Source organism: Pedobacter indicus (assembly GCF_003449035.1).
GTDB classification, from domain to species: domain Bacteria; phylum Bacteroidota; class Bacteroidia; order Sphingobacteriales; family Sphingobacteriaceae; genus Albibacterium; species Albibacterium indicum.
In genome coordinates, this window is record NZ_QRGB01000001.1 from 333,344 (window position 1) to 344,755 (window position 11,412).

General features: G+C 42.3%; 9 protein-coding genes. 2 read left to right on the forward strand and 7 right to left on the reverse strand.

Annotation, left to right across the window (positions count from 1 at the left end):
- Positions 1-35 precede the first annotated feature (35 nt).
- Complete coding sequence (locus D3P12_RS01660; RefSeq protein WP_118193357.1) at positions 36-1,343, reverse strand: DUF3472 domain-containing protein; 1,308 nt, start codon at positions 1,341-1,343, stop codon at positions 36-38.
- A gap of 98 nt (positions 1,344-1,441) precedes the next feature.
- Here D3P12_RS01660 and pncA point away from each other — a divergent pair, with 98 nt between their 5' ends.
- On the forward strand, positions 1,442-2,128 hold the full coding sequence (pncA, locus tag D3P12_RS01665) for a bifunctional nicotinamidase/pyrazinamidase (RefSeq protein WP_118193358.1): 687 nt from the start codon (positions 1,442-1,444) through the stop codon (positions 2,126-2,128).
- Between the two features lie 133 nt (positions 2,129-2,261).
- Here the strand turns inward: pncA and D3P12_RS01670 are convergent, their stop codons facing one another.
- The 5 genes from D3P12_RS01670 to D3P12_RS01690 are packed head-to-tail and all read right to left on the reverse strand — an operon-like array spanning position 2,262 to position 8,740.
- On the reverse strand, positions 2,262-4,613 hold the full coding sequence (locus D3P12_RS01670) for a glycoside hydrolase family 95 protein (RefSeq protein ID WP_118193359.1): 2,352 nt from the start codon (positions 4,611-4,613) through the stop codon (positions 2,262-2,264).
- Between the two features lie 8 nt (positions 4,614-4,621).
- Positions 4,622-5,434 (reverse strand): L-fucose dehydrogenase, encoded by an 813-nt coding sequence (locus D3P12_RS01675; RefSeq protein WP_118193360.1) that lies wholly within the window; start codon positions 5,432-5,434, stop codon positions 4,622-4,624.
- Positions 5,435-5,437: 3 nt separating this feature from the next.
- Complete coding sequence (locus tag D3P12_RS01680) at positions 5,438-6,286, reverse strand: fumarylacetoacetate hydrolase family protein (protein WP_118193361.1); 849 nt, start codon at positions 6,284-6,286, stop codon at positions 5,438-5,440.
- Positions 6,287-6,309: 23 nt separating this feature from the next.
- Positions 6,310-7,074 carry an SDR family NAD(P)-dependent oxidoreductase gene (locus tag D3P12_RS01685; protein WP_118193362.1) on the reverse strand — a complete coding sequence of 255 codons (765 nt, stop codon included), beginning with the start codon at positions 7,072-7,074 and terminating at the stop codon, positions 6,310-6,312.
- Positions 7,075-7,084: 10 nt separating this feature from the next.
- Positions 7,085-8,740 (reverse strand): UxaA family hydrolase, encoded by a 1,656-nt coding sequence (locus D3P12_RS01690; protein ID WP_118193363.1) that lies wholly within the window; start codon positions 8,738-8,740, stop codon positions 7,085-7,087.
- Positions 8,741-9,003: 263 nt separating this feature from the next.
- Here D3P12_RS01690 and D3P12_RS01695 point away from each other — a divergent pair, with 263 nt between their 5' ends.
- Positions 9,004-9,876 (forward strand): AraC family transcriptional regulator, encoded by an 873-nt coding sequence (locus D3P12_RS01695; protein ID WP_118193364.1) that lies wholly within the window; start codon positions 9,004-9,006, stop codon positions 9,874-9,876.
- A gap of 14 nt (positions 9,877-9,890) precedes the next feature.
- On the opposite strand, the gene D3P12_RS01700 is transcribed toward D3P12_RS01695, so the two are convergent.
- On the reverse strand, positions 9,891-11,321 hold the full coding sequence (locus D3P12_RS01700; protein WP_118196926.1) for an arylsulfatase: 1,431 nt from the start codon (positions 11,319-11,321) through the stop codon (positions 9,891-9,893).
- Positions 11,322-11,412 lie beyond the last annotated feature (91 nt).

Here is an 11,412-nt window from a genome sequence, read left to right on the forward strand (position 1 = left end):
TTTATTACATTTTTCCTGAGCCCCTTCCGGTTCCCTCAGGGAAGATTATTCAAATCAACTTCTGGTTCCCTTTTCAAGGGCGAGCGTTTAAACACAGTACCAATGGGCGTATAGTCATCAAAGAAGCCACAATTACGTAAGTAAAACCCCTTCGCATCTTCACCACCGCCGTAGTCCATTCGATATCCCTGACGGGCCGTATTATCTGCCGAGAAAACTGCGTCAGTTAGCTCAGTCCATTGGTTATTCTTATCGGCAACCCATTGATTAGAGAATATTACTTTCCGTTCAAAAGCTCCTTGTTCCGGAATAAAATTCTCCAAAAACGAATGAAAACCAGTTAGCCAGGAATTCGTTTTAGGTCGACTAAAGCTTGCTATCAGACGCCATTTTTCTTCCTCTGGAGCGAAAAACCAAGCACTATACTCGGTGTAATCATTCCCCACGGGTTCTCCTTTTAGCAGAAATTTGTAAGTATTGCCTGCTTTCCAATTATAACGTAAAAAACTCTGCCCACCAGAGCCTTCGTTGCCGAACTCTCCGGTGTTAACGTCTTTCCCTTTCTTCAACAATTTGATTCTCTGATCTTCAGGAATATCTTCAGGGTTGTCGGTCACGAATGGGCTCCAAACAGAGAATAATACCCTCCGTTCGCTGTCAGAGTTTACTTGAATTCCAAAATACCCACCTGAAAAACCGTTCGCCATGTAATACGACCCAACAACATCTTCACCTTCAGGAACTGTGATTTCATTATAATACCATTTGGCTTCCACGGATTCCTGAACCGGGTAACGTAAATGAACAGATGGTCCTCGTCGTCCCCAATAAAAGAAATTACCTTCATTGTTTTTAACGAATTTAATATCCCCTTCGACAGCTGTACCCTCCAGGGCATAGCTAGCAACATCCGGATAAAACTTCCCTTCTTTTGCGATACCTTTCAGTTCAATTTTCACGTAACCCGTATCAACAAGGTTCCAATCGCCAACGTAGATGTCCGTAAACTCCTGCTCAGGTAATCTAATATTTTTAGATTGGTCGCCTATTTTTATTTGAACCGTGCTTTCTCCTTCCTGAGATGCAGCCCTCATCCATAGCTTTAGCGATCCGGCCTTGTTTACTCTAAAAAAAGTGTGAAATACAGCTGCCTCGTCGTCCCAAGCTTGAATTCCATCGTTCGTTATACTTTTCTGCCTCCCTGAAACTTCAGTCGTTTGCCATGTGTTACCACCCACAGGTATCGTCACCTTGGTGCCTGTCGACTGGGCGAACACCATCGAGGTTAGCGATGCAAAAAAAGTGAACCAGTTTATAAGCAAGATTTGTACGATTTTATTCATTGATTTAATTATTTAATGTATAGATACAAATAAATAGCCCCGATCTCCAAATTTTGAAGGAAGTCAACCGTTTGCGCAACTTTTTGTATCTTACGCCTATGAGTAATATTTTTCCTCCTCCATTAGTGAAGCGACTTAATGAGGAATTTCATTTTGAAGACAAACCCTACTTTGATAGCGACGAGCCGAGTAAAGCAGCCCTCATTATTGTGGACTTACAGAGTGATTTTTTACCCAAAGGCTCATTAGCCGTTCCAAGGGGCGACGAAATCATTCCGGTCGTGAACAACCTCCAGAAACATTATGACCTGATCATTGCAACACAAGACTGGCACCCGGCTGCACATAAAAGTTTCGCTTCCAATCATCCTGACAAGGAAGTAATGGAGACCATCATTCTTGACGGCAGAGAACAAGTCTTATGGCCGGACCATTGTGTACAAGGCACAAAGGGTGCTGAACTTGTTGAAACTCTCGAGTCGAACAAGATTGAACTTGTTGTCCGAAAAGGAACAGATGTACAAATCGACAGCTACAGCGCTTTTTTTGATAATGGTCATAAAAAATCTACCGGATTAGCTGGCTATCTGATCGAAAAAGGTATTTCAAAGTTAGCAGTCTGCGGATTAGCAGCTGATTACTGTGTTTTCTATACGGCAATGGATGCGTTGGAGCTTGGATTTGAAGTAGAAATTATCACAGAGGGAACCAGGGCTATCGATCCAGAAACATTTGCAAAGAAAATAGAACTCTTTAAAGAAAAGGGAGGAACGGTTTCCTCTTAAAAAGAAAGGTCTCCAAACGGGGAGAATGGAGACCTTTACTAACCAATTATAAACCTAAATTATGAAAGCACAAATATAGTGTCCTTTGTACACTTTACCAAGCATGATATGTCATGATTTTGCAAGAAAAACGTCACGTATTATTTACGAAATCATCCAGCTTGATTTCGACCCGAGAACCTGCTTCCATAGGAACCAACATATCCAGATTGAGATACGACAAATTGCATTCTCCAGCTTTATCGGCTTTGACGATCAACTTTTTCAGCTCGGAATTTTCCCAATAGATGTCAATCGTATAACCGCCTCTTGCTCTCAAACCTTTTACATGCCCTGTAGCCCATGCCGCGGGAAGAGCGGGTAAGATCGCGATATTATCCGTATGCGACTGGAGTAGCATTTCAGCTAATCCGGCCGTCGCACCCATATTACCATCTAATTGAAATGGCGGGTGTGCGTCCAAGAGATTAGCATAAGACCCTGACCCTGACCCGCCTGCGCCAGAGGGTTTCAGTATCATTCTGTAGAGCTTATAAGCCCTATCCCCGTCCAACAGGCGTGACCAGAAATTAACTTTCCAGGCAAGCGACCAGCCAGTTGCATCATCCCCTCTTGCTTCTAAAGTTATACGAGCTGCTTTTGCCAAATCGGGCGTTTCCGAAGGAGAGATCTGTCGGCCAGGATGTAACGCAAATAAATGTGAAACATGTCGGTGACGGCTTGTGGAATCGTCAACATCTTCTTTCCATTCCTGCAGCTGCCCCCAGCTTCCTATTTGAGGGGGAAGAATTTTACTTTTGACGGCTTCAGCTTCCCTAACGAAGTCATGATCATTCAAAAGCTTTGCAGCCTGTATACTATTATTTAGTACATCCCATGCGATCTGATGATCCATTGACGCGCCGCTAGAAATACCACCGTGCTCTGGTGAATAAGAGGGCGAAGATACCAGATAGCCCTTGTTATCCTCAATAAGATAATCGATCCAAAATAGCGAAGCTGCTTTCATAACCGGATAGGCCTGGTTTTTTAAATAAGCTGTATCCAAATTAAATTCATAGTGATCCCAAAGATGTTGAGCTAGCCAAGCAGCTCCTCCCGGGAAAAAGCCCCAAGGAACATCCCAGCCTGGTGCAGTATAGCCAAAAGCGTTATTCATCGTATTGACCATCCATCCGCGGGTATTGAAAAAATCTTTTGCGCTTTGTGTTCCCGGTTCAACTAGACTTTCTATATACCTCAATAAGGGTTCATGACATTCCGCCAGATTGGTCACTTCAGCCGGCCAATAGATCATTTGCTGATTGATGTTCATATGATAGTCAGCAGCCCAGGGAGGATTAACACTATTGTTCCATTTTCCTTGAAGGTTCATGACCATCGTTCCTGGCCGTGAGCCTGCAATCATTAAATATCTTCCATATTGGAAATAAAGTTCCTCTAAAGCACTATCCTCCGCACCTTCAAAATATCGTTGCTGCCTCACGTTGATTGGCAGCTCACTGAGTTCCTGATTCCCTAACGACAGCGACACGCGCTGGAATAATCCCTGATAATCTTGGATATGTTGTTCTCTTATTTCCTTGTAACTTAAACCATCAATCTTCTCAAACCTGCTTTCAACGATCGACTTGTAATCATTCCCATTATACAAGGGATAATCTAATGTATAATCTGTAGCCGCTGTGTGATAAATAACCACTGAGCTGGCGCCATCAATAGTTAAGACTCCATTTTCATAACTTTTTGCACCATCCGTCTCAACCTTAAAGACAGTGCGGAACCGCTGCTTATTATCACCCACATGACCATCAAACTGATAAACATTATCAATAAAGCTTTCATTTTCCTTTACATGGGGTGTCCGATATTGAATCGTGTATTGCGTCGGCTTACCAGAAGAAAACTCATAAACCATCATGCCACTCGGATAATTTCCAAAAAATTCCCGCTTGTATTGCGTTGTCCCAATTTGATAACTAACTAACCCCATGGCTCGATTGATATCGAGCTCCCTCTTATAAGAAGAGATATTTTCGGATCCGTGATTTAATGTAATAAATAAGTCGCCCATTGTCTGCTGAGCGCCATAGTCACCCCATTCCGATTTTCCATCAGTAATTTCCGGGGGCGTCCCGGTAAAATATTGTTTTACCAACTCGTTGGCTTCTTCCAGTTCACCTTGTTCGATTAGTCCCCTTACTTCTTGGAGATGTTTCCAAGAGCCCGGTTTATTACCGTAATTATAATCCTTACTTGCGTGAGGGCCTCCACTCCACAAAGACCCTTCAGTAAATTGAAGCTGCTCTGTTTCCAGTCCGCCAAAAAACATTACACCCATATAACCATTACCTATGGGGAGTGCTTCTGTCATCCAATCCTCCGCGGGTTTATCATACCACAGCGAAAGCCTATTTTGGGCTCCCGCGACCGTGATTGAACATACACAACAGATGAGTATGAGGTATTTAATAAAGAGTTTCATATTTTCCTTTAAGATTTATGACCGCCTGTACCCATGGGTTTTATTGCCCTGTCCAGATGAACATAGCCACCATCGACGTATAGTAACTGCCCTGTTGTATGGCTCGATCGGTCCGACAATAGAAAAGTCACTGTATCTGCGATCTCTTCCGATGTTGTCATTCGATTTCCCAAGGGGATTTTCTCTGTAATCTCCTGCATAGCTTGAGCTTCAGTCTCACTTACCTTTTTTATCCATTTCTCATATTGAGGTGTCCAGCACTCTGAAACAACAACCGCGTTAACCCGGATACCGTATTTCGAAAGCTCTACAGCCCATTCGCGTGTTAGTGCATTTCTGCCACCGTTAGATGCCGCGTAACCTGATGTTCCTCCCTGTCCGACATCCGCTGTCTTTGAACTGATATTGACAATTACCCCCTGGTTCTTTTTTAGCTCTGCTAAAGCGTGATGAGCCATCAAAAAATAATGGATTACATTTCGATGCAGACTCTCAACAAAGTCATCATAGTTCCCATTTTCCAAGCTCACCCCGTCGTTCAGTCCCGCATTGTTAACCAGACCGTCAATCTTTCCCCATTTCGACAACGTTTCTTGCACAGCTCGCTGACAATCTTCAGGATTTGTCAATTCAGCATTTACTATGAATGCTTGTCCACCACCGCCAACAATCTCATCAAGTACTTTCTCGTTATCAGCTCTATTCCTTCCAACGATAACTGGTACCGCCCCTTCCTGAGCAAGGGTCAGACAAATGGACCGACCGATCCCTTTTGCCCCTCCGGTTACGATAATAACTTTATTTTTTAGCCCTAAGTCCATATATTAAGGTTTGTATGCAACAACATGCTGCCTTTGTACACCTAAGCCGTCTGCTCCAAGCTCAAGCACGTCACCCGGTTTTAAATAAACCGGAGGGTTCATCCCTAAGCCAACACCGGCTGGCGTTCCTGTTGAAATAACATCCCCGGGTAGTAAGGTCATAAACTTACTAACATAGGAAACGATGTAAGGTACATCGAATATAAGGTTACATGTATTCCCATGCTGAACAGTTTCGCCATTTAATTTCAACCAGATATTTACCTTATGAATGTCTTGAATCTCATCTTTTGTAGCGAGAACCGGTCCCAAAGGAGCGAAGGTATCACAGCCTTTCCCTTTATCCCAGGTTCCACCTCGTTCCAATTGATACTCTCTTTCAGACACGTCATTATGCAATAGATATCCCGCTACATATTCCTCAGCATCAACCTCTTCCACATAACTTGCCTTTTTTCCGATCACAACACAAAACTCAACTTCCCAATCCGTCTTTTGTGAGCCTTTGGGTATCATGATATCATCATATGGACCGATTAATGCTGTCGTCGATTTCATAAAAATGATAGGTTCTTTGGGAATCTTGGCACCAGTTTCCTCTGCGTGGTCTTTATAGTTTAAACCAATGCATAGTATCTTCGATGGCCTTGCTATCGGGCTACCCAAACGGGTATCGCTTGGTAGTTCCTTCAATGTATTATTTGAAATGAAGTCGGCCAATCGAGTCAGACCATCAGTTTCAAAAAAAAGTTCATTGTAATCCTCCCCAAAAGCTGATGTATCATAGTTCTTACCCTCAATCTGTACACCTGTTTGTTCTTTTCCCGCACTACCGTATCGTATTAATTTCATTATTAATCTCTTTAAATAAATTATTAGTTATTAAGTGTTATAAAGCCGCCATCTATTGGATAATCAGTTCCCGTAATGAAGCTAGCTTCTTCTGACGCCAAGTATAAAGCTAAAGCTGCAATCTCCTCTGGTTGTGCCATCCGCTTGATAGGTTGACTGTCAGACAGCTTTTTAAACATTTGTTCCTCTTGGCCAGCGTAGTTATTAGCAATAAAACCGTCGACAAAAGGTGTGCGAACCCTCGCAGGCGAAATACTATTACAGCGAATATTATAATCAATATAATCACGAGCAACTGAAAGAGTCATGGCAGCTATGGCGCCCTTGCTCATTGAATATGCAAAGCGATCCGTTAGTCCGACATGCGCTGCGATCGATGCCATGTTGATTATCACTGCGCCCTTCTGTTTTTTCATAATAGGTAAACAGGCATAAAGCATATTATACACTCCTTTAACATTTACCTGATATACGCGGTCGAAATCACTTTGTGATGTATTGTCGGCCCTACCAATATGAGAAATACCGGCATTATTGATTAAGATATCAACCCGATCAAAGTCGTTTAAAAGCGCAACAACCTGATCCTGATCTGAAACATCACAAGAATGAGCCTGTGCGATTCCGCCTTCACGGTTGATCTGCTCGACAACTTGGTTAGCACTTTCTACATCAAGATCTACAAGATGAACATTCGCACCATTTTTGGCAAACAGAAAGCTCATTGCACGCCCAATTCCGCTGCCGCCTCCGGTAATTATAACTGTTTTATCAGTGAATTTAGACATAAACAATAGTTTATAGCGAAACGCCTCTTCGCCAAGGTATAAAATCGTCTTGCCCCAGTCGAACGGCTTTCGGTTGTTCCTCTCCGGACGCTACTGAAATGACATACTCTAATATTCTACGTCCCGCTTGTTCAATCGTTTCCTTGCCCTCGACGATTGTTCCGCAATTAATATCGATAATATCATTCATTTTTTCAAAAATCGAAGTATTTGATGATAGTTTAATCACTGGTGCAATGGGGTTGCCGGTAGGGGTCCCTAGACCTGTTGTAAATAATACTACATTAGCACCAGCAGCAACCTCTGCAGTTGTGCTCTCCACATCGTTCCCCGGCGTGCAAAGCAAATTAAGTCCTTTTTTATCGCAAACACCAGGATAATCGACTACGTCTACAACGGGTGAGCTGCCACCTTTTTTTGCGGCTCCGGCCGATTTAATAGCGTCCGTAATTAATCCATCTCGAATATTACCTGGTGAGGGATTTGCATAAAAACCAGAGCCATCTTGCTCCGCTTTCATGTTATAATTTCTCATCAACTCCATAAACCGAAGAGCAGTTTCTTCATCAACGCAGCGATCGGATAGTTCCTGTTCGACGCCGCACAACTCAGGAAATTCAGATAAGATAACGCTGCCACCTAACCCCACCAACAAGTCCGAAACATGACCGATCGCAGGATTAGCTGATATGCCAGAGAAGCCATCTGACCCACCGCATTCGAGACCGATTGTCAATTTAGACAGTGGTACGTCCTGACGCTCATGTTTATTAGCCTTCATCAAACCAGCGAAGGTAACTTTCAGAGCCTTCTGTATCATTTCTTCTTCGCTACCATATTTCTGTTGCTCCAGGATATACAAAGGCTTATCGAAGTTTGCACATCTTGCCTGAATTTCTCTTTTTAGAATAGAGGCTTGCGCGTGCTGACAGCCCAAGCTCAAGACCGTTGCACCAGCGACATTTGGGTGGGTAATGTATCCGGCTAGGAGGCCACACAGGGAATCTGAATCTAACCGTGTTCCGCCACAGCCCATGCTATGTGTTAAAAACTTAACTCCATCAACATTCTTAAACATTCTTTTTGATCCATGTCGGACAGATCCTTCAAGATCAACCGAAAGAATCTCCTCCACAGATTTGCCAGTTTGATAAAGTTGCACCAGCTGACGAACTTCTGTCTTGTAATTTTTGGAACGTTGGTAACCCAACTCCTCTTCCAGAGCATCTTTCAATACCTGAATATTCTTGTTCTCACAAAATACCAAAGGAATTACCAACCAGTGGTTAGCCGTTCCAACCTTACCATCATTCCTTATATAGCCTTTGAATGTCCTTCCAGAGAAATCTGTCAGGTCTGGAACTTGCCACTCCAACTTCCGCTGTTTTAAAGTGAAAGTCTCTGTGGCATGTTTCGTATTGGATGTCGTCAGCATTTCGCCCTGCGCCAAAAATGTCTGGCTTCTTCCTACCAATACACCATACATGATGATATTACAATTTGCGGGGAGATCGTGGAGCGTAAATTTATGTTTCGCTTTTACTCGATTGGGCAAGTCGAACGTCATTCCGTCAAAAGATATTTTCTGCCCAGCCTCCAAGTCCTGCAGAGCGACCAAGACATTGTCTTTAGGGTGAATCTGTAAATATTGGAATGACCGGCTCATGTTATTCTAGTTCATTTAAATTAAAAATTTCTTCCAAGAGTTTGCTTTCCATTGGACGCCGACCATATCTTTTCGGGGATGAGTACGTATCTTTTCATAATTGATATACAAATTAATGAATTAAAGAGCGGAAAAACTTCTATCTAATTAACACCCTATTCAACAATATTACCCTATATTTGAATTAGAACAGTTATTTCAATACAAAATAATTGACCGATCGCTTTTCTTAATCGAATAACGATCTTAAAATATAGTAAAATATGAAGCCTCAATTGCTTAAAGTTCAGACCACCCCCAGTTTTTCTTTCAGCATACGCATAGATGAGGTTCCTCATGTTAATAACCGATGGCATTATCACAGCGAGCTTGAATTAATTTACTTCCAACAAGGGAAAGGTACTCGATTTGTCGGTGATCATATAGGTAACTTTGAGAAAGGTGATGTTGTTTTGTTAGGTTCCAATCTGCCTCATTACTGGCGCTTCGACAATGTGTATTTTGAACACCCTCATGAGCATCAGGCTGATGTACGCGTTATTCACTTCAATGATAATTTTTGGGGTGATCGATTTATAAATTTACCTGAAAACATAAAGCTTAAAACACTCTTTGAACGAGCAAAGCGAGGCTTGATCATACAGGGACACGGTAAAGTTAAAGTTATCAAACTGATCAATGATTTGACTGACGCAGAGGGCATCAAGCGGATCATTCTATTGCTAGAAGTTTTAAATATTATTGCTGAATCAGAGGATATCGCTACCATTTCTTCAAAAGGCTTTAACCTGCATATGGAGAAAGAGGAGCGCGATCGCATTAATGCGGTATACAATTTTGCAATGAATAACTTTAAACGAAAAATATCGTTAGCGGAGCCGGCTGAAATTGCGGGACTAAGCACCAATTCTTTTTGCCGCTATTTTAAATCTCGAACCGGTAAGACCTTTTCTCGTTTCTTAAATGAAATCAGGGTAGGTCACGCTTGCAGATTATTGGTAGACGGCAAGCTGAGTGTTAAAGAAATTTGTTATGACAGTGGTTTTAACAATTTTGCAAGTTTTCATAAAAATTTTAAAACAATTACTTCAAAAAGTCCGCTTTCTTTCCAAAAGGATTTTATTACGAAAAAATAAGAACAGCGTTGGGCTTATTGCATTGTCAAAAAGGGAAATATTTCACTCTCTGTACGGGCATTTTTCATTATGGATAGCATTTCATCTACAAGTTCTGGATGCTTGGAAGCTATGTTATATTGTTCCGAAGGGTCTTCGTCAAGATCATAAAGTTCAATAGGCGCATTATCAGCTTGTGTTTTAACCTGAAGTCGTACTGCTTTCCACTTACCTTTTCGAACAGCCTGCTTACCTCCTTGTTCATGAAACTCCCAATATAGATACTCATGATCTTCCTGTTCTCCCTCTCCCGTCATCGCGGGTAAAAGAGAAAGTCCGTCGATATTTGCCGGTACATCTTGGCTGACGATATCAGCAAGTGTTGGCAACAGATCCCAAAAAGCTCCGATATGATCGCTTTTTGACTCCGAAACAATTCTTCCCGGCCACTTGGCAATGAAAGGCACTCGAATTCCGCCTTCATAAACGTCGCGTTTATAGCCGCGAAAAATACCATTGCTATTGAAGAAGTCAGGATCAGCCCCGCCCTCTTTTGCCGGGCCATTATCACTAGTAAATATCACTAAAGTATTTTCTTCTAAACCAAGCTCTTTCAACTTTTCCATTACTTGTCCCACATACACATCAATCCGATTAACCATCGCTGCGTAGGCAGCTTTAGGGTATTCTTGTGATGCATAGCCAGTGGATGTCTCTCTTTGCTTATAATCATTGCCCTGAAAAGGGACTTCCTCAAACTTTCCTTTATATTTCTTAAACAGACTATCGTCTGGTACCACCAATTCTGCATGCGGCAGGGTGTAAGGTAAAAATAAAAAGAAAGGTTTGTTCGCATTGGTTTCAATAAAACTGAGGGCTTCACGCTGGATGATATCTGGTGCATAACCTTCCACGTTTTGCGGATTGTTATTTGGTATCTTTATCATTGTATCATTATCCCATAAATGAGGAGGGAAATATCGATGCGACTGCCGTTGACAGTTATACCCGTAAAATCTATCAAAACCCTGATTCAATGGATCACCTTCGGTATTGATGAAGCCCAGCCCCCATTTACCAAATGCCCCTGTCGTATAGCCAGCTGATTTCAATACCTCTGCGATGGTAACTAATGAATCCAAAATTGGCTCCTGACCCTCAGGTTGTATCTCTTTATTACCTCGTATATGAGTATGCCCCGTGTGCATGCCGGTCATTAGCGCAGAGCGTGATGGTGCGCAAACCGGGCTACCCGAATAGAATTGAGTAAGAACAAGTCCTTCCCGTGCCAGCTGATCCAGATAGGGAGTCTCAATGTATTTTTGGCCATTGATACCGATATCCGCATATCCCAAATCGTCCACCAGGATCAATACAACGTTTGGAGTGCTCTCCGTGGTTTGAGTCGCACCTGAACACGCAATTCCCAAAAGCGGATAAATCAGCAAAATAAAAATCTTAGCCATTGAGTTCATAGGGTTATGCTTAATATACTTAGGTTTTAAACAAATATACTTTCCGCTAAATATGAATAAATATCGGCCAAAGTGAGTAAAA

What these genes read in the sequence shown, in the direction of transcription:
- D3P12_RS01670 (WP_118193359.1), bottom strand. Translation starts at nt 4,613, where the DNA reads ATGAAACTCTTTATTAAATACCTCATACTCATCTGTTGTGTATGTTCA.
- D3P12_RS01685 (WP_118193362.1), bottom strand. Translation starts at nt 7,074, where the DNA reads ATGTCTAAATTCACTGATAAAACAGTTATAATTACCGGAGGCGGCAGC.
- D3P12_RS01680 (WP_118193361.1), bottom strand. Translation starts at nt 6,286, where the DNA reads ATGAAATTAATACGATACGGTAGTGCGGGAAAAGAACAAACAGGTGTA.
- D3P12_RS01690 (WP_118193363.1), bottom strand. Translation starts at nt 8,740, where the DNA reads ATGAGCCGGTCATTCCAATATTTACAGATTCACCCTAAAGACAATGTC.
- D3P12_RS01675 (WP_118193360.1), bottom strand. Translation starts at nt 5,434, where the DNA reads ATGGACTTAGGGCTAAAAAATAAAGTTATTATCGTAACCGGAGGGGCA.
- D3P12_RS01700 (WP_118196926.1), bottom strand. Translation starts at nt 11,321, where the DNA reads ATGGCTAAGATTTTTATTTTGCTGATTTATCCGCTTTTGGGAATTGCG.
- pncA (WP_118193358.1), top strand. Translation starts at nt 1,442, where the DNA reads ATGAGTAATATTTTTCCTCCTCCATTAGTGAAGCGACTTAATGAGGAA.
- D3P12_RS01695 (WP_118193364.1), top strand. Translation starts at nt 9,004, where the DNA reads ATGAAGCCTCAATTGCTTAAAGTTCAGACCACCCCCAGTTTTTCTTTC.
- D3P12_RS01660 (WP_118193357.1), bottom strand. Translation starts at nt 1,343, where the DNA reads ATGAATAAAATCGTACAAATCTTGCTTATAAACTGGTTCACTTTTTTT.